Annotated in this window: 16 protein-coding genes; 6 read left to right on the top strand and 10 right to left on the bottom strand. The window is 73.1% G+C overall.

Annotation, left to right across the window (positions count from 1 at the left end):
• The first annotated feature begins 72 nt into the window (after positions 1-72).
• Complete coding sequence (locus tag ACIBQ8_RS14015) at positions 73-3,489, top strand: WD40 repeat domain-containing serine/threonine protein kinase (RefSeq protein ID WP_397192077.1); 3,417 nt, start codon at positions 73-75, stop codon at positions 3,487-3,489.
• Here ACIBQ8_RS14015 and ACIBQ8_RS14020 read toward each other — a convergent pair.
• Positions 3,486-3,926, bottom strand: coding sequence for an ATP-binding protein (locus ACIBQ8_RS14020; RefSeq protein WP_397175594.1), 441 nt, complete (start codon positions 3,924-3,926; stop codon positions 3,486-3,488). The two genes, ACIBQ8_RS14015 and ACIBQ8_RS14020, sit on opposite strands and share 4 nt — an antisense overlap.
• Positions 3,927-4,033: 107 nt before the next feature.
• Between ACIBQ8_RS14020 and ACIBQ8_RS14025 the strand changes: the two genes are divergently transcribed.
• Together ACIBQ8_RS14025 and ACIBQ8_RS14030 are read left to right on the top strand one after the other, a co-directional pair.
• Positions 4,034-4,807, top strand: coding sequence for a helix-turn-helix transcriptional regulator (locus ACIBQ8_RS14025; protein ID WP_352352480.1), 774 nt, complete (start codon positions 4,034-4,036; stop codon positions 4,805-4,807).
• Complete coding sequence (locus tag ACIBQ8_RS14030) at positions 4,798-5,040, top strand: DUF397 domain-containing protein (protein ID WP_397175596.1); 243 nt, start codon at positions 4,798-4,800, stop codon at positions 5,038-5,040. Before ACIBQ8_RS14025 ends, ACIBQ8_RS14030 begins: the two co-directional genes overlap by 10 nt.
• Positions 5,041-5,053: 13 nt before the next feature.
• Here the strand turns inward: ACIBQ8_RS14030 and ACIBQ8_RS14035 are convergent, their stop codons facing one another.
• Both ACIBQ8_RS14035 and ACIBQ8_RS14040 read right to left on the bottom strand, forming a co-directional pair.
• On the bottom strand, positions 5,054-5,533 hold the full coding sequence (locus ACIBQ8_RS14035) for a hypothetical protein (protein WP_397175597.1): 480 nt from the start codon (positions 5,531-5,533) through the stop codon (positions 5,054-5,056).
• 325 nt (positions 5,534-5,858) lie between these two features.
• Positions 5,859-6,590 (bottom strand): Mut7-C RNAse domain-containing protein, encoded by a 732-nt coding sequence (locus ACIBQ8_RS14040; RefSeq protein ID WP_397175599.1) that lies wholly within the window; start codon positions 6,588-6,590, stop codon positions 5,859-5,861.
• A gap of 26 nt (positions 6,591-6,616) precedes the next feature.
• Here ACIBQ8_RS14040 and ACIBQ8_RS14045 point away from each other — a divergent pair, with 26 nt between their 5' ends.
• A complete protein-coding gene (locus ACIBQ8_RS14045) occupies positions 6,617-7,516 on the top strand; it encodes a TAXI family TRAP transporter solute-binding subunit (RefSeq protein ID WP_397192078.1) in 900 nt (299 codons plus the stop codon).
• Here the strand turns inward: ACIBQ8_RS14045 and ACIBQ8_RS14050 are convergent.
• The 6 genes from ACIBQ8_RS14050 to ACIBQ8_RS14075 all read right to left on the bottom strand — a co-directional run bounded on the left by ACIBQ8_RS14050 (position 7,507) and on the right by ACIBQ8_RS14075 (position 14,414).
• Entirely contained in the window at positions 7,507-8,832 is a 1,326-nt protein-coding gene (locus ACIBQ8_RS14050; protein WP_397175601.1) for an ATP-binding protein, read from the bottom strand. The genes ACIBQ8_RS14045 and ACIBQ8_RS14050 overlap by 10 nt on opposite strands.
• Positions 8,829-9,494 carry a response regulator transcription factor gene (locus tag ACIBQ8_RS14055; protein WP_358292061.1) on the bottom strand — a complete coding sequence of 222 codons (666 nt, stop codon included), beginning with the start codon at positions 9,492-9,494 and terminating at the stop codon, positions 8,829-8,831. The genes ACIBQ8_RS14050 and ACIBQ8_RS14055 overlap by 4 nt, the downstream gene beginning before the upstream one ends.
• A gap of 9 nt (positions 9,495-9,503) precedes the next feature.
• Positions 9,504-10,814, bottom strand: coding sequence for an MFS transporter (locus ACIBQ8_RS14060; RefSeq protein WP_397192079.1), 1,311 nt, complete (start codon positions 10,812-10,814; stop codon positions 9,504-9,506).
• A 108-nt stretch (positions 10,815-10,922) separates the two neighbouring features.
• Positions 10,923-13,109 (bottom strand): glycoside hydrolase family 6 protein, encoded by a 2,187-nt coding sequence (locus tag ACIBQ8_RS14065; RefSeq protein ID WP_397192080.1) that lies wholly within the window; start codon positions 13,107-13,109, stop codon positions 10,923-10,925.
• A gap of 26 nt (positions 13,110-13,135) precedes the next feature.
• On the bottom strand, positions 13,136-14,110 hold the full coding sequence (locus ACIBQ8_RS14070; RefSeq protein ID WP_397192081.1) for a GNAT family N-acetyltransferase: 975 nt from the start codon (positions 14,108-14,110) through the stop codon (positions 13,136-13,138).
• Between the two features lie 58 nt (positions 14,111-14,168).
• Positions 14,169-14,414 (bottom strand): DUF2630 family protein, encoded by a 246-nt coding sequence (locus ACIBQ8_RS14075; protein WP_352327988.1) that lies wholly within the window; start codon positions 14,412-14,414, stop codon positions 14,169-14,171.
• 38 nt (positions 14,415-14,452) lie between these two features.
• Between ACIBQ8_RS14075 and ddaH the strand changes: the two genes are divergently transcribed.
• Both ddaH and leuA read left to right on the top strand, forming a co-directional pair.
• A complete protein-coding gene (gene ddaH / locus ACIBQ8_RS14080) occupies positions 14,453-15,199 on the top strand; it encodes a dimethylargininase (RefSeq protein WP_397192082.1) in 747 nt (248 codons plus the stop codon).
• A 251-nt stretch (positions 15,200-15,450) separates the two neighbouring features.
• On the top strand, positions 15,451-17,157 hold the full coding sequence (gene leuA, locus ACIBQ8_RS14085) for a 2-isopropylmalate synthase (RefSeq protein ID WP_397192083.1): 1,707 nt from the start codon (positions 15,451-15,453) through the stop codon (positions 17,155-17,157).
• A 67-nt stretch (positions 17,158-17,224) separates the two neighbouring features.
• On the opposite strand, the gene ACIBQ8_RS14090 is transcribed toward leuA, so the two are convergent.
• Complete coding sequence (locus ACIBQ8_RS14090; RefSeq protein WP_397175613.1) at positions 17,225-17,920, bottom strand: TetR/AcrR family transcriptional regulator; 696 nt, start codon at positions 17,918-17,920, stop codon at positions 17,225-17,227.
• Positions 17,921-18,011: the final 91 nt, after the last annotated feature.

The following is an 18,011-nucleotide window of genomic DNA, read 5'->3' on the forward strand; positions in this document are numbered from 1 at the left end:
TCCTTTTCGGAGGAGATGTCGATCAGAATGGCACATCTGATGGCTGCCCTGATTTCCTCCGACCCTCACCGCTTGGGCCGTTACTGGCTGGCCGCACGGCTCGGCGCCGGGGGCCAGGGCGTGGTCTACGAGGCGTACGGCGAGGCCGGGGAGCGCGTCGCGGTCAAGGTGCCCAGGTCCGACAGCCCGGAGTCGCGCTCCAGGCTGGCCAAGGAGGCGGCGGCGGCCCAGCGGGTGGCCTCGTTCTGCACGGCCAGGGTGATCGAGGCGCAGGTGGACGAGGCGCCACTGTACATCGTCAGCGAGTACGTCCCGGGGCCGAGCCTGCGGGAGGTGGCCGCGGAGGCGGGGGCGTACGAGGTGGACGCGCTGCGCCGCCTGGCGATCGGCGTCGCGACCGCGCTGACGGCCATCCACCAGGCCGGGATCGTCCACCGCGACCTCAAGCCGGACAACATCATCCTGGGCCCGGACGGCCCCCGCGTGATCGACTTCGGCGTGGCCAGGGTGGCGGGGCCGACCACGACCGGGCCGATCATGGGCACGCCGGGCTACATGGCGCCCGAGGTGCTCACCGGGCGCGCCGCCACCGAGGCGGCCGACGTGTGGGCGTGGGGGATGGTGGTGCTGTTCGCGGCGCGGGGGCGCGACGCGGTCGAGGCCGGCGAGCCGATGGCGGTCGTGGGCCGGGTGCTGGAGTTCGAGGCGGACGTCGCCGGGCTGCCGGAGGACCTGGCCCCGCTGGTGTCGGCCGCCACCGCCCGCGATCCCGCCGTCCGTCCCGCCGCCGGTGACCTGCTGCTGCGCCTGCTGGGCGAGGGCACCCGCCGGGACGCCGGCGACCCCCTGGCCCGTGGCGGGATCGTGGCGGGGGAGCTGCGGGGGCAGGCCGGCCCCGATCTGGGGGCGATCGCCGAAGAGCTCTACGGCGAGCTGAGCGAGGACGAGCGGACGGCCGTGCCCGAGGTCTTCCTGCGGCTGCTCGACGGCGACGGCCTGCGTCCCGTGGAGCGCGAGGAGCTGCCCGAGGACAAGGCGGTCGACTCGATGCTCGCCGTGTTCGTCTCGGCGGGCATCCTGACGCCGGGCGGTGACGCGTACGAGCTGGCCGCCCCCGGCCTGGTGCAGGCGTGGCCGCGGTTGCGCGACTGGCTGGCGGGCAACCGCGAGGGGCTGCCCGTGCACCGCCGCCTGGCCGAGGCCGCCGCTGAGTGGGACGGCCACGGCCGCAAGCCCGCCGACCTGCTCCAGGGCACCAACCTGGACCGCACGCTGCAGTGGGCCGCCACCGAACGCAAGGACCTCACCCTGGCCAGACGCGAGCGCGACTTCCTGGACGCCGCCGCCGGGCAGGCCCGCAGGCGCACCCGGCGGCGCGGCCTGCTCGCGGCCGTGCTGGCGGTGCTGCTGGTGGTGGCGCTGGGCGGGCTCGGCGCGGCGGAGTACCTGCGCAGGGAGTCGGCCCGGCAGCGGGACGAGGCGCTGGCCAGGGAGCTGGCGCTGCGCGCCGCCGGGCTGCGCGAGCTGGAGCCCGCGCTGGCCGGGCTGCTGTCCGTGGCGGCCTGGCGGCTGGCCCCGGCGCTGGTCGAGACGGCGGGCGCGCTGTACGACGCGGGCTCCCAGCACGTCACCGACGTGTTCGTGGCGCCGTACGTGGACACGGAGAGCGTGCAGGCGCTCAGCACGGACGGCCACGTCCTGGCCTCCGTGACGGACGGCACCGCCCGCATCTGGGACGTCCCGACCGGCCGGAAGCTGCACGAGCTGGCCGGCCTCGGCGCGGGCGTGCAGAACGTCGCCGTGAGCCTCGACGGCCGCCTGCTGGCCGCCCTGGACGACAAGGGCGTGCGGCTGTGGGACGCCGTCACCGGCAGCCGGCTCGGCGGCCGGTTCGCGACCATGGCGGGCGGGTTCGGGGCGCTGGAGTTCGACCGCACAGGACGCCGGCTCGCGGTGCCGTACGGCTCCGACGGCGAGCAATGGTGGGACGTCGCCACCCGCACCCCCCTCACCGCCCCCGGCGGCGCGATACTCAACGGCGTCAGCCCCGACGGCCGCTACGGCTTCGTCGCCGACAGCGAGGACCGGTCCGAGGTGTGGGACCTGGGCCGCCGCCGGCGGCTGGACCTGCCCTCGCTGCCCGGCACCGGCACCTCCGTCGAGGCGAGGTTCAGCGACGACGGCCGCGCCCTCGTGGTCGTCGAGGACGTGCCCCGCCACGACAAGCCCAAGGTCCACCTGTACGAGCTGCCCTCCGGCACCTCCGAGTACGAGCTCGAAGGCGAGCACGCGCAGGCCGCGGACCTGGTCTTCGACGGCCGGTACGTGGCCACGTGGCGACCGGCTGACCTGCTCGTCCTGCGGCCGCGCGACAGCCTGGTGACCACTCTGGTGCTCCCGGTGCCGGAGGGCGTCACGCAGGTCCGCTTCGACCTGGCGGGCAAGGCCGTGCGCCTGCTGGACGCGGCGGGCGGCGTCTCCACCGTCGATGTCTCCACGCTGTTCGATCCCCGGCTCGGCGATGAGCTGCCCGACCTGCGGATGAGCCAGGACGGCCGGGTCCTGGCCGTCAAGCGGGACGAACGGCTCGAACTGCTCGACCCGGCGACCCGCCGCCGCCTGGCCGGCCCGATCGCCTGGAAGGGCGACGGCTCGGCGATGGCCTTCAGCGCGGACGGCAGGCGGCTGGCCTACGGCGACGGCGACCGCGTCCGCGTGCTCGACGTCGCGAGCGGGCGGGAGGCGCAGGCGTTCGAGCTGGCCGGGAAGGGGGCGGAGAAGGCCGACGCGCTCGCCTTCGACCCCGGCGGCCGGACCCTGGCCGTGCTGCCCTCCAGGTTCGAGGGGCCGCTGCCGCTGGAGCTGCACGACCTCGCGGGCTCGTGGGCGCGGACCACGAAGGTGACGGGCGCCGGGCCCATGAGCTTCGCGCCGGACGGTTCGCGGCTCCTCATGGGCGGCCCCGAGCTGCGGCTCTACGATCCGGTGGGCGGGACCGCGCTGCCGGTGGGGGCCGAGGCCCGGCGGGTCGGCGGCGCGTTCGCCTACAGCCCGGACGGCCGCCAGGTGGCCTTCTCGCATCCTGACCGGATCACGCTGTGGGACCGGGACCTGCGGACCATGCTCGGCGCCTTCCCCAGCGTGCCGGGCGCGGAGCAGCTGGCGCTGCCGGTCTGGTCGCCCGACGGGCGGCTGATCGCCACGTACGAGAAGGGCCCGCGGATCCGCCTGTGGGACGTGGCCTCGCGGCGGTACGTCGGGGTGGTGTTCGACGCGCTGGCGGAGTCGGCGGGCGACAACGCCTGGCTCGGCTTCTCGGCCGACGGCACAAAGCTGTACACGCTGGACGACGACGGCGCCTTCCGTACGCACGACCTCGACCGGCGGCATGTGGCCGCGACCGTGTGCGCCCGCGCCGGCCGCGCGCTCACGGCGGCGGAGTGGCGGACGTACCTGCCGGGGGTCGAGCCGTTCGACGTGTGCCGCTAGGACGCCCAGGCGACGACCTGGAACCAGACCGCCTTGCCGGGCGGCACGGGGTGCCAGCCCCAGTCGTGGGACAGGCTGTGGACGATGGCCAGCCCCCGCCCCCGGCAGGCCAGCGGATCGGCCTGGCCCATCCGGGGGAGTGCCGCGCACGAGTCGCGGACCTCCACGGTCAGCAGCCGCCCCTCCCGGACCACCACGACCCGGACGGGTTCCGCCGAGGGGGCGTGGGTGAGCGCGTTGGTGGCCAGCTCCGAGACGAGCAACTGGGCGATCTCGACGGCGGCCGCCGCCGCTTCGTGATCCTTGGCGACGTCGCGGACGAACCGCCGCACGGAGGAGACGCAGCCGGGCTGCCGGGGCATCCGCCGTTCGCCGAGGACCGTGTCCGGCAGGGGCCGCCGGTGGGCGAGCGTCACGGCGGGACTTTCGGATTTCATGTGGCCAGCGTGACGCCATATGACTACGGTCGGTAGTGGTCTGATTGCAAGGAGTGGACTTTGAAGTCCGTGCCGTTGGCGTTGAACTCGGGCGAGGGGAGGGCAGGGTGGCCGACTTCTATGCGCCTCAGGCGATATGGGGCAGGGAGTTGCGGCACTACCGAAAAGCGGCGGGCCTGACACAGGGGCAGCTCGCCGAGCGCATCCATTTCAGCGAGGGCCTGATCAGCGGCGTCGAGACCGGTCAGCTCCCGGCCAGCCCCGAGTTCGCCGAGGCCTGCGACAAGGCCCTCGGCACCGGCGGAGCCCTGCGCCGCCTGCTCGACTGGCGCAAGGGTCAGATCTTCCCCTCCTGGTTCGGCAAGTGGCACGAGAAGGAGCAGGCGGCGCTCACCCTGCGCACCTACGAGCCGCTCCTGGTGCCCGGCCTCCTGCAGACCGAGCAGTACGCCCGCGCCCTGCTGCGCGGCAACGAGGCCGCGGTGGCCGCGCGCATGGAGAGGCAGGCGATCCTTGCCCGCGACGACCCTCCGTCGCTGCGCTGCGTCATCGACGAGGCGGTGCTGTTCCGGCCCATCGGCGGGCCGGAGCTGATGAAGGGTCAGCTCCGGCGGCTGCTCGACGCGGTCACCCCGCGGCTCAGCATCCAGGTCCTCCCGCACGGGCTGCACTCCGGCTTGACGGGCGGCTTCGTGATCGCGACCCTGGACGGAGGCTCCGAGGTGTTGTACGCGGAAACCGCGGTGCGCGGCATCACGACGAGCGATCATGAGGACGTCTCGGCGGCCGTGGAGCGGTTCGAGGCCATCCGTACCGAGGCGTTGCCCTTGAGCATGTCCCTTGAAACGATAAAGAAAGCCATGGTGGAACGATGGACCTGAGCTGTGTCCAGTGGCAGAAGTCCAGTTTTTCCGGCGACAACGGCGGCAACTGCGTCGAGATCGCCGAGCTCAAGAACGTTCCTGGCGGCCCTGCGCACAAGGGCGGGCAGGCCGAGCTGGTCGTCGTGCGTGACTCCAAGGACCCCGACGGGCCCAAGCTGTTCTTCACGCCCGCCGAGTGGGACGCGTTCGTGGCGGGCGTGAAGGCGAGCGAGTTCGACCGCGCCCGGTAGTTCGCGGCGGGGTTCAGCAGGTGGCCGGACCGGCGTCCCGCTGGACCTCTATGGAGGGCGTCTCGCCCACGTGCGGCGGCATCGCGGACGCGGACATCAGCGGATCGCCCGGGGTGCCGCCGACCTTCTCCAGGAAGTCGGCCCACTCGGTCGGCACGGTGAGCGCGGTGATCGCGTACCACTCCCCGGCCATGGCGGGGTCGCCGCCTTCGAGCGAGACGGGCACGTCCCACTGGCCGGAGGCCCGTACGGGGTCGACGCGGTAGAAGCGGGTGTGCCTGGTGCGCGGCGTGCCGGTCGTGCGGCGTACGCCGATCAGCAGGGTCGTGCCCTCGGGCAGCGTGGCGGTGCCTCTCACCAGCGGGCAGGGCGAGGCGGTGGCCCCGGGGCCGGTGACGGGCGCGGTGATGGCGAGCCGGGGCGTCTCCCGCTCGCTCTGCGCCTGGCTGTACTTCACCACGACGCCGGGCAGGCCCACCAGCGTCGTGGCCATGCCGACAATGGCGGTGGCCCACTTCCTTCTGGCGCTCCATACGCGTGGAGCGGGCCCGGCGCCGCGGCCGAGCTTTCGATTCTTGGCCATTTGCGGTATTTCCCCCGATCGTGCGCCGCGAGATGGATGCGCGGAAACGCGACGAATCCGAATTTTTCCGGATAAACGTCGAATTGGAGTCTTTTGCTCAACGGGGTGGAAGGGTGTCAGTATGCACCCGATATCGGGTGATGCCGTTTCCCCTGCTCATACCCTTGATCGTCCGCGTAACCCCCGGCCGAGGGTGTTTTTGAGATCAACTTGACGGTCGTTCTCAAAGTGCGAATCAGCGGCTATTGGCCCAAATGCGCGCCGATTGCACGATCTCCTCAAGGTTGTCGCTGTGCGCGCCCTGCCAGTAGACCTGGCCGCAGTCGCCGCACCGGCCGTAGGCGTCGTAGCTGCGCCGGGTGCCGGCCTCCAGCAGCGGCCCGACCTCGTCCTTCGACACCGGCACGAGCACGCCGTTGCAGGCCGTGCAGCGCGTCCAGGGGGCCAGCGGCGGCTCGAAGCGTTCGAGCACGTCGCGGAGCTGGTCGGCGGGGCGCGAGCCGCGGACGTAGGCGCCCAGCCACAGCGCGCGGCGGCGCAGCAGGCCGCGGTCCTGGGTGAGCAGCACCCGCCGCTCCTCGTTGGCCTGCACCACCAGCGCCGGGTCGTCCATGTCGTTGTGGTACGCGGTGTCCACGCCGAGCAGCCGCAACCGCCGGGCCAGCGTGCCGAGGTGCACGTCGAGCAGGAACCGCGGCCCGGCGGGCAGCGGCTGCGGCCGGGGCACCGGGTGCACCTCGACCGTCTCGCCCGGCGCGAGCAGGTGGGACGGGGCCACGCCGCGGCCGTCCGACAGCATCGGGCCCGCCTCGGTCAGCGGGATGCCGAGCGACTCCACGTGATGGCCGAGCGTGGAGGTGCCGTCGATGGTCACCCGCTGCCACTCCCCACGGCGGCTCACGGGCACGAACATCCTCAGCTCGGCGGCGATGCGCAGGCGTGCGTCCCGTTCGGTCACACTGTCCATTCTGCGGGACCGGATACCGTGACATCATGCCCATGTCCCGCCGAGCCTTCCTCGGGCTCGCCGCGCTCGCGGTCGGCTGCTCCACGGCCAGGCCCGCCGAGCTGCGGCTGGTCACCGGGCTGGCGGGCGGCCCGTACGGCGCGCTCGGGCAGCGGCTGGCGGGCGAGCTGCGGCACGACGGGCTGACCGTGCGGGTGGTGGAGACCGCGGCCAGCGTCCAGAACCTGACCATGATGGCCGGCGGCCGGGCCGACGTCGGGTTCGCGCTGGCCGACAGTGCCGACGACGCGGTCAGGGTGCGCCACCAGCCGGTCTCCGCGCTGGCCCGGATGTACATGAACTACGTGCACCTGGTCGTGCGCGAGGGCGCGCGCGTCCCCGGCGTCGGCGACCTGGCGGGGCGGCCGGTGTCGATCGGGGTCGAGGGGTCGGGCACGGCGGTGACCGCGACGCGCGTGCTGTCGGCCGCCGGGCTGCGCACGCCGCCGCAGATCAGCAGGCTCGGCCTCGACGCCTCCGTCACCGAGCTGCGCGCCGGCCGGATCGAGGCGTTCTTCTGGTCGGGCGGCGTGCCGACGCCCGCGCTCGCCGCGCTCGACGACATCGCGCTGGTGCCGCTGGAGTCGCTGGTGCCGGTGCTGCGCCGCCGCTACGGGCCGGTCTACGAGCACGCCGCCGTGCCGGCCGGCGCGTACGGGCTGGCCAGGCAGGTGCCGACCGTGGGCACGCCGAGCTACCTGATGTGCCGTACGACGCTCCCCGACGACCTGGCCTTCACCGTCACCGAGACGCTCTTCCGCGCCCGCGACCGCCTCCAGGCCCCCTCGGCCCCCGGCGGCCGCCTCGACAGGCGTTACGCCATCGGCACCGGCGTCGTGCCCCTGCACCCGGGCGCGGCCCGCTACTACCGCTCGGTCTACGGCTGAGCCAGGGCCAGCTCGACCACCAGCCCGCGCGGCACGGCCGGCAGCAGCCGCAGGGTGGCCCCGCACGCCTTGGCCAGCTCGGCGGCGATGGCCAGGCCGAGCCCGCTGCCCGGGACGTTCGCGTGCGCCCCCGACCGCCAGAACCGCCCCAGCGCCTCGGCCCGCTCCTCCGCGCCCAGCCCCGGCCCGTCGTCGGCGACGCGCAGCACCCCGCCGTCGAGCGTGACCGTCACCGTGCCGCCCTCGGGGACGAACTTCTGGGCGTTGTCGAGCGCGATGTCGGCGATCCTGGCCGCCGCCTCCGGCACCACCGCGCCCGCCGGGACATCGGCCACCAGGCACACGCCCTTGGCCGCGAAGACCTCGCGCCACACCGCCAGCCGCTCGCCGAGCCCGACCTCCTTGCCCGCCAGGCCCGCGCCCGCCTCGACCCTGGCCAGCGCCAGCAGGTCCTCCACCAGCAGCGCCAGCCGGTCGAGCTCGGACATCGCCTCGGCGTACTCGGCGGTGCCCTCCTCGCGCAGGTGCGGCTCCAGGTTCTCCAGCCGCAGCCCGAGCACGGTGAGCGGGGTGCGCAGCTCGTGCGAGGCGTCGGCCACGAACGCGCGCTGCCGTTCCATCGCCGCCGAGACCGCGTCGGCCATCGCGTTGAAGCGCTCCTCCAGCCGCCGCAGCTCCGACGGGCCCGCCCCGGGATGCGCCCGCGCGTCGAGCCGGCCCTGCGCGATGGCCCGCGTGGTGCGGTCGAGCTCGGTCACCGGCCGCAGGATCCAGCGGGCCAGCCGCCGGGCCGCCAGCGCCGACCAGGCCAGCGCGACCAGCGCCCCCGCCGCCAGCGCGCCCCAGACCAGCGACACGTCCAGCCGGGCCTGGCCGGTCGGGGCCTCCAGCAGCACCACGCCGGACAGCTGCGCGTCACGACCGGCGGGCTCGGCCAGCAGCACCGTGGCCGGGCCGAACGGGCTGACCGTGGGCAGGTCCTCGGTCGTGCGGCCGGACAGCGCGAGCCGGGTCGCCTCCCGGTCGTCGGCCTCGAACCGGCCGGCCGAGACCAGGATCGAGCCGTCGCGGTCGCGCACCCGGACGGCCGCGCCGTACAGGTCGGCGTAGCGGGAGACCTCGATGATCAGGCCCGTACGGTCGTCGTCGCGGGCCGCGGCGTCGGCCAGCTCGGCGAACCGGGTGGCGTCGGCGCGCCGGTCGAGCAGCAGGCGGTTGGTCCGGTGGGAGGCGTAGGCCAGGCCGAGCGGCACCGCCAGCGCCGCGATCAGGAAGACGATCAGCGTGGTGAAGGTGACCACCAGCCGCGCGTTCATCCCGCCGGGCCCAGCCGGTAGCCGGTGCCGCGCAACGTCTCCACCAGCCCGGGACGCCCGGTCTTGGACCGCAGCCCCGCCACGTGCACGTCGAGCGACCGGGACGCCGACAGCAGCGGATCGCCCCAGACCTCGTCGAGGATCTCCTCCCGGCTGCGCACCACGCCCGGCTCGCGGGCCAGCAGCGCCAGCACGTCGAACTCGCGCCTGGTCAGCGCCACCGGCCGGCCGGCCACCGTGACCTGCCGGCACTCCAGGTCGATGCGCACGTCGCCGACGCACACCACGTGGTCGCGGGCCGGCATCGGACGCGTGCCGCGCCGCAGCACCGCCTCCATGCGGGCCATCAGCTCGACCGTGCGGAACGGCTTGACCAGGTAGTCGTCGGCCCCCGAGCGCAGGCCGCGCAGCACCTCGCGCTCCTGCGTGCGCGCGGTGACCACGATGAGCGGCACCGCCGAGACGCGGCGCAGCCGGCGCAGCACGTCGAGCCCGTCCATGTCGGGCAGGCCCAGGTCGAGCAGCACGAAGTCGACGCCCCCCGCCAGGCGGAGGGCGTCGACGGCCAGGCCGGCGCGGGTGACCGAATGGCCGTGCCGGGCCAGCGCCGTGGTGAGCGCGGAGGCGAGCCGATCGTCGTCCTCGACCAGGAGAACCCGCATGGTGCCAGGTTAGACGCGGGCGGTGACCGGATCCGACGGCTCGGCGCCCTCGCTGCGCGACAGCGCCGCGTCGCGGGTCTCGCGCATGGTCAGGTAGACGGCCAGGGAGACGGCGGCGCAGGCGGAGACGTACCAGTAGAAGCCGGACTCGATGCCCTTGTCCTTGAACCACAGGGCGACGTACTCGGCGGTGCCGCCGAACAGCGCGTTCGCGATCGCGTACGGCAGCGCCACCCCCAGCGCGCGCACGTGCGTCGGGAACAGCTCGGCCTTGACCACGGCGTTGATCGAGGTGTAGCCGGTGACGATCACCAGACCGGCGAGCGACAGGACGAGCGCGCCCCCGAAGCCGCTCGCCCCGCCCAGCGCGGTCATCAACGGCACCGTTCCCAGCATCGACCCGATCCCGAACGTGATCAGCAGCGGCCGGCGGCCGATGCGGTCCGACAGCGACCCCGCCAGCGGCTGCAGGCACATGAAGATGAACAGCGCGCAGAAGCTGACCAGCGTGGCCGTCTCCTTCGGCAGGCCCGCGGTGTTCGACAGGTACTTGGTGAGGTACGTCGTGTAGGTGTAGTACGCGACCGTGCCGCCCATGGTCAGGGCGATGACCAGCAGCGCCTCCTTCTTGTGCGCCAGGAGCTGCCTGATGGTGCCCTTGTCCCTGCGCTCCTCTTCCTCCTCGCCGTACGCCTCGGTCTCCAGCAGGCTGCGGCGCAGGTAGAACACGACGGCGGCGGCCGCGGCCCCGACCACGAACGGGATGCGCCAGCCGTAGGAGTTCAGGGCCTCCTTCGACATCGTGTTCTGCAGGATGATCTGCAGGCCGAGGCCGACGAGCTGGCCGGCGGTCATGGAGACGTACTGGAAGCTGGAGGCGAAGCCGCGCCGGCCGCGCGGGGTGGCCTCGGTCAGGTACGTGGCGCTGGCGGCGTACTCGCCGCCCACCGACAGGCCCTGGAGCAGCCGCGCGACCACCAGGACCAGCGCGCCGGCGTAACCGACCGACTCGTACGTCGGCGCGATGGCGATCAGCAGCGCGCTGGCCGACATCAGCGTGACGGTGAGCGTGAGCGCCGCCTTGCGGCCCCGGCGGTCGGCGTAGCGGCCGAGCAGCCAGCCGCCGAGCGGGCGCATGAAGAAGCCGACGGCGAAGATGGCCGCGGTGTTGAGCAGCTTGGCCGTGTCGTCCCCGTCAGGGAAGAACGAAGCGGCGAAGTACACGGCGAAGCTGCTGTAGACGAACCAGTCGTACCACTCGACCAGATTGCCGACGGAGCCGCCGATCACTGCCTTCCACGGCACGCGCGCTTTGTTCATGTAGGACCTCCTGGGGGGAGTGGATGCAGGCCAGAGCCTCTCCCCAGAAGGTTGTTCGGACAAGGTGCGGCGGCTCAGATCTAACGTGCGCTTAACATCGGGTTCTCCTCAGCGCAACGGGGGACGGGCGTTCTTGGCGCGTTCGAGCGCCAGATCGGCCCACCACTCGCCGCTCTCCGGCGCCACCACGCCGCGTTCGGGGTCCTCGTCGCCGTTCGTGCCGCGCCGGCATCGTCCGCCGGAGCTGCCGGCCCGGGTGATCCACAGGTAGGCGTCCGCCAGCTCCTCGCCGGTGTCGGTGGTGGGCCGCTCGCCGACGCCCCGGCCGGGCGGGTTGCACCAGGTCTGCGGGTCTTTGTACTTCTTCGTCGGCGACCACTGGCCCTGGCCGTTCCTGGCCGTGTCCACCACGAAGTGCGGCAGGTCGCCGCCGGGGTCGGCGTCCTTCGGGCAGGTGGCGCCGCCCGTCCTGCGCATGACGGCGATGCAGGCCGACAGCGACTTGCCGTACTCGACGGCCTTGGGGGTGGGCTGGAAGGAGGCGGTGTTGACGAAGAACCCGTCGGCCTGGTCGATGCCCGCGCCGATCAGGCGCCGGGCCATCACCTCGGTGCCGGGGTAGAGGTCCTGGCTGCCGTCGAGGTAGACGGCCGTGCCGGGGTGCCCGGTCTTGAGCGACTTCACGGCCTCGCGCAGGTCGCGGTAGCGCTGCTCGGCCGTGCCGGCCGCCGTGCAGTCCTTGGTGCCGGGCAGGTTGACCAGGCTGGACGGCTCCAGGATGACCACGGCCTTGCGGTCGCCGACCTGACGCGCCACGCCCCTGACCCACTCCTGGTAGGCCGTCATCTCGGCGGCGCCCGTGGCGGCGCAGTCGCCGCCGCCCGGCATGTAGTTGATCAGGAACACCGGCACGCCGCCCGCCTCCTGCGCGGCGGTCACGGCGCTCTCGACCGTGGCCCTGACCTCGGGCTGGTTCAGGCGGATGGCGTGCGGGACGGCGGCCAGCCGGTCCATGAGCGCGGCGTCGGCCGGGCGGTCCTTCCGCCACACGGCGGCCTGGCGGGCGGCGGCCTTCTCCTTCTCGGACCAGAAGGTGACGCCGTTCTCGCGCAGCGGGTTGCGGGGGGTCGCGGTGGAGGCCGGTTCGGGACCCGCGGTCGTGCGGGTGGTCGCGGGGGTGGTTGCGGGGGTGGTCGCGGGGGTGTCGTCGTGGGGCCACAGCAGGGCCGTGGTGGCGCCGGCGGCCGCCACCACGACCGCCGCGGTTGCGGCCAGCAGTCTCGTACGCCGCTTCCCCGCCGTCGTCCCGTCCGTCCCTTCGGGAGGAGGGGGGACGGTGGCCGGCGTCCCGTCAACGGGAGGGGGAGGGGGGAGGGTGGCCGGCGTCCCGTCAGCGGGAGGGGGAGGGGGGAGGGTGGCCGGTGTCTCGGCGGGGGGCGGGGGGCCGTCGGACGGGGCTGCGGGGTGTGGGGGCGGGGTGGGGAGGGCGGCTGAGGGGGTGGCGGTGCTGAGGGCGTCCATCAGGTCCTGGGCCGTGGGACGGGCGGCCGGGCTCTTGGCCAGGGACGCGGTCACCAGGTCGAGCAGCGGCCCCGACAGCCCCCGCAGCTCGGGAGCCTCGTTGACGATGCGTAACAGGATCGTCGGCACCGACCCCGACCCGAACGGCGGCAGCCCACCGGCGGCGAAGGCGACCGTGCAGCCCCACGAGAAGATGTCCGAGGCCGGCCCGACCTGCGACCCCGCCACCTGCTCGGGCGACATGTACGACGGCGTCCCCACGATCGCGCTGCTCATCTCCGACTCCGCCAGCCGCGCGATGCCGAAGTCGATGACCTTGGGCCCCACCCGGGACAGCAGCACGTTCGACGGCTTGAGGTCGCGGTGCACGACCCCGGCCCCGTGGATGGCCCGCAACGCCATCGCCATGGCCGCGGCCAGCCCGTCGAGCGCGGAGCCCGTCAGCGGCCCGGAGCCGCGCACCGCGTCGTCCAGGCTGGGGCCCTCGACGTACTCGGTGACCAGGTACGCCACGTCCGCGTGCACGTCGGCGTCGAGCACCGGGGCGGTGCAGAAGCGGGCGACCCGCCGGGCCGCGGCCACCTCGCGGGCGAACCTGCGCCGGAAGTCGGGGTCGGCGTCCATCCTGGCGCGGATGAGCTTGACGGCCACCCGTGCGCCGCCCGGGCCCTCGCCCAGGTAGACGACGCCCATGCCGCCCTCGCCCAGCCGGCCCAGGAGGGCGTAGCGCCCCACCCGCCGCGGATCCGCGTCCCGTAACGCCTCCACCGTCATGACGAGTCAGGTTAGCCGGGGAAAGGTCAGACCGTCAGCCGCCACTCGTCCCACTCGTCGAGCAGCTCGAACCCCATGGCCTCGTTGATGGCCAGCATGTGGGCGTTGGACGTGGCGTTCCAGGTGATGATCTGCTCCAGGTGCGGCTCGCGCTCGCGCAGCCACAGCAGGTTGGACAGCTTGAGCAGCAGGCCCAGGCGATGGCCGCGGTGCTCGCGCAGGACGGTGGTGTCGGCCTGGTGGCCCCAGCCGTCGGAGCGGTCAGCGGTGAGGTAGATCCGCGTGTAACCGGCGGGCGCGCCGTCGGACTCGCGCCTGGCGATCATCGTGTAGCAGGTCTCGCCGTTGATCGTGACGCGCTCCTCGCGCAGGCGCAGGCGGTCGAGGCTGAAGGTCATGTCCTCGACGTCGGCGTCGCGGGGGGCGTCGTTCATGCCGCTCATCAGCGTGGCGAGGTCGGCCAGCAGCTCAGGACCGGCCGGGCCGGCGAACCGCTCGACGCGGTAGCCGGGCACCTCCGGCAGCATGCCGCGCAGCGCGGCCCAGTCGGCCGTGCGCAGGTCGAGCGTGCGGCGGGCCTCCCGGAGCGCGACCGTCATCCCGTGGGCGCGGGCGAAGCGGGCGCCGACGCCGGTGGTGGGGGTCTCGGTGAGCAGCAGGGTGCGGCCGTGGGCGCGCATCCGGACGAGGACGTGCTCGAACAGCTCGCCGCCGAGGCCGCGGCCGCGCAGCTCCGGCCGGACCACGAGCGGGAAGAGCCAGCCCATGTGCCGGTTGTCGTACTGGTGCAGCGCCAGGGAGTAGCCGCCGGCGACCTTGCCGCCGTCGGTCGCCACCCAGGTCTCGGCCAGGTCGCCGGGGCCGCCCAGGCGGGCGATGGCGGAGAGGCGGGCGAGTGACAACTTGGGGCCGGGCTCGTGCGCGTGCGCGGCCAGGTAGGCGTCGTGCAGGCCCGTCATCAGCTCGCCCGGCCGGTCGAAGTCGATTGGCTGGATGTGCATCCGTCCAGCCAAGCGCATCGGCGTGGCGTCTGGCCAGCCGTTTTACCGCCGGTGGGCCCTACTGCCGGTAGTTCTCCACCTCGCCGGCCGGGCGGACGGCCGCGCCGTCGGGGTCCTCGCCCGCGCCGCGCCTGGCCCGGCGCTGCCGCAGCAGGTCCCAGCACTGGTCGAGCGCCACCTCAAGCTGCTTGACCCGCGCGTGCTCCTCGTCGGAGGTGACCTCGCCCGCCGACAGCCTGCCGCGCAGCTCGTGCTCCTCGGCGACCAGAGCGCTGATCCTGGTGAGAATCTCGTCGTCCCGCATGCCCAAGACTCTAACGACTGCGTGATAGAACACGCCCTATGTCTGGTATCGCGCTGGTAAGGAAGCCCGGACCCCGGATCGCCGAGGGCATCGTCACGCACATCGAGCGCGTGCCCGTGGACCACGAACGCGCACGTCACCAGCACGACGCCTACGTCGCGGCGCTGGCCGCGGCCGGATGGCGGCCGGTCTACGCCGAGGACGCCGACCACCTGCCCGACGCGCCCTTCGTGGAGGACGCCGTGGTGGTGTCGGGGCGCCTGGCCGTGCTCACCCGGCCGGGCGCGCCGGAGCGGCGTCCGGAGGTGGAGTCCGTCGAGCGGGCCGTACGGGAGCTCGGCCTGAAGGCGGTCCGGATCGCCCGCCCCGGCACCCTGGACGGCGGCGACGTGCTCCAGGTCGGCCCCACCGTGTACGTCGGCAGGTCGGCCCGCACCGACGACGAGGGCGTCAGCCAGCTCGCCGCCCTGCTGCCCGAGCGGCGGGTCGAGCCCGTGGGCCTGCGCGGCGTGCTGCACCTGAAGTCGGCGGTGACCGCCCTGCCCGACGGGACGCTCATCGGCGATCCCGGTCGCGTCGAGCTGCCGGGCCTGCTGGAACCGCCGGAGGAGCCGGGCGCGCACGTGGTGCCGCTGGGCGGCGACCGGGTGCTGCTGGCCGCCTCCGCCCCGCGGACCGCGGCGATGCTGGAGAGGCGCGGGCTCGTCGTGACGAGGGTGGACATCTCGGAGTTCGAGCGGCTGGAGGGCTGCGTCACCTGCCTGAGCGTGCTCATCCCGGACTAGCGGTGGCGCGTGTCGGAATTTCGCGGCCCTGACCAGGTGTTTCACCATCGGTGGACCGATCGGCTCTCATGATGTGAGATCAAGGGCAGCGAATCCCGAGACGTCTGGTAGCGTGCTTGGCATGCTGCGCGGGCTGCTTCTTAGCTGCCGCGGCGAGGGCCTGTAAGGCCGGCTCCCTCGTCGCGGAGCCAGTCATGCGCGTCGGCCGCTTTCGACTCGACTTTCGACTCGACCGACGAGGAGCAGCAGAGATGAACGCCCAGCAGCCCAGCCCCATGCCGGCCCATCGCTATCAGCCGTTCGAACCGATCCGGCTGGCCGATCGCACCTGGCCCGACCAGGTCATCACCAAGGCGCCCCGGTGGTGCGCGGTCGACCTGCGCGACGGCAACCAGGCCCTGATCGACCCGATGGACTCCCACCGCAAGCTCCAGATGTTCGAGCTGCTGGTACGCATGGGCTACAAGGAGATCGAGGTGGGCTTCCCGGCCGCCTCCCAGACCGACTTCGACTTCGTCCGGCAGATCATCGACGAGGGCCGCATCCCCGACGACGTCGTCATCCAGGTGCTGACCCAGGCCAGGCCCGAGCTGATCGAGCGCACCTTCGAGGCGATCGAGGGCGCCAAGCAGGCCATCGTCCACCTGTACAACTCGACCTCCACCCTCCAGCGCCGCGTCGTGTTCGGCCAGGACAAGGAGGGCATCACCGCCATCGCCGTCGAGGGCGCCAAGCTGGTCAGGAAGCTGGCCGAGGCCACCGACGTCGACGTCTTCTACCAGTACTCGCCCGAGTCGTTCACCGGCACCGAGCTGGAGTACGCCGTCGAGGTGTGCGACGCCGTCAACGAGGTGTGGCAGCCCACCCCCGACCGCAAGGTCATCATCAACCTGCCCGCCACGGTCGAGATGGCCACGCCCAACGTCTACGCCGACCAGATCGAGTGGATGCACCGCAACCTGCGGCACCGCGACTCGATCGTGCTGTCGCTGCACCCGCACAACGACCGGGGCAGCGCCGTGGCCGCCGCCGAGCTGGGCTACATGGCCGGCGCCGACCGCATCGAGGGCTGCCTGTTCGGCAACGGCGAGCGCACCGGCAACGTGTGCCTGGTCACCCTGGGCATGAACCTGTTCTCGCAGGGCGTCGACCCCGAGATCGACTTCAGCGACATCGACGAGATCCGCCGCGTCACCGAGTACTGCAACCAGCTCCCGGTGCACCCGCGCCACCCGTGGGGCGGCGAGCTGGTCTACACCGCCTTCTCCGGCTCCCACCAGGACGCCATCAAGAAGGGCTTCGAGCACCTGGAGCGCGACGCCGCGGCGGCCGGAACGCCGGTGGCCGAGTTCACCTGGGCGGTGCCCTACCTGCCGATCGACCCCAAGGACATCGGCCGCACCTACGAGGCCGTCATCCGGGTCAACAGCCAGTCGGGCAAGGGCGGCGTGGCCTACATCATGAAGGCCGACCACCAGCTCGACCTGCCGCGCCGGCTGCAGATCGAGTTCTCCAAGGTCGTGCAGGCCCGCACCGACGCGGGCGGCGGCGAGATCAGCCCCACGGCCATGTACGAGATCTTCCGCGACGAGTACCTGCCCAACCCCGCCAACCGCTGGGGCCGGCTGAGCCTCATGGCCCACCGCCACGAGTCGACCGTCGACGACAAAGACCGCATCGGCGCCGACGTGCGCCTCGACGGTGAGATCCGGGAGATCGCGGGCGTCGGCAACGGCCCGATCTCGGCCTTCATCGACGCCATCGCCGGCGTCGGCATCAAGGTGCGGGTCCTCGACTACGTCGAGCACGCGATGAGCGCGGGCAGCGACGCCAAGGCCGCCTCCTACCTGGAGTGCGAGGTCGACGGGCAGGTGCTGTGGGGCGTGGGCATCGACGCCAACACCACCACGGCCTCGCTCAAGGCCATCATCTCGGCGGTCAACCGCGCCGCGCGCTGACGTTCTCGCGGAAGGGGCAGGAGTGCACATGCGCTCCTGCCCCTTCCGGCTTGCGGGGACGTTCCGGTCACGCGGCGAGGCCGAGTGTGGCGGCGGCCAGCCGCAGCGCGTGGTCGAAGGCCGCCCGCCGGCTGTCGATCGTGTTGTTGAACTGGCCGAACACCTCGAAGTTGACCCAGCCGTACAGCGTCGCCCAGGACGCCATCGCCCGCCACACCACGTCGTCGGGCACGCCGGGCATCAGGGCGCGGATGTTCTCGGCGTCCGCGGCCACCTCGGCGGGCGGCTCGGGGGCGGCCGGCGGGTGCAGCTCGCCCGCGTCCCAGGCGTCGACGACGAGCGCGCCGAGCACGGTGACGTCGCGCAGCCGGGCCGCGATGGTGTCCTGCGGCGCCTGGTAGCCCGGCACGGGCGAGCCGTAGAGCAGGGCGTACTCGTGGGGGTGGGCCACCGCCCAGTCGCGCACGGCATGGCCGGCGGCCAGCCAGCGGCCGAGGTGGGCCGTGCGCGGGCAGGCGGCCTCGGCCTGCTCGACGGCCTGGCCCAATGCGTTGTAGCCGTCGATGATCAGGGCGGTCAGCAGGTCGTCGCGGCTCGGGAAGTAGCGGTAGATGGCCGAGGAGACCATGCCCATCTCCCGCGCCACGGCCCGCAGCGACAGGCCGCCCGCGCCGTCGGTGGCCAGTTGGCGGCGGGCGATGTCGGTGATCTCCCTGGTGAGCTCGGCTCTCACGCGCTCTCGCGCGGTACGGCTGGCTGTCATGCACAGCAGGTTATCAGAGCACTGGCAAAAAACGAGAGCACTGCTCTTGACGAGTGCCGCTCTTTTTAGAGAGCATTGCTCTCGTAAGCGA

The sequence above is a fragment of the Nonomuraea sp. NPDC049646 genome (assembly GCF_044465525.1).
In the GTDB taxonomy this organism is placed as follows: Bacteria; Actinomycetota; Actinomycetes; order Streptosporangiales; family Streptosporangiaceae; genus Nonomuraea.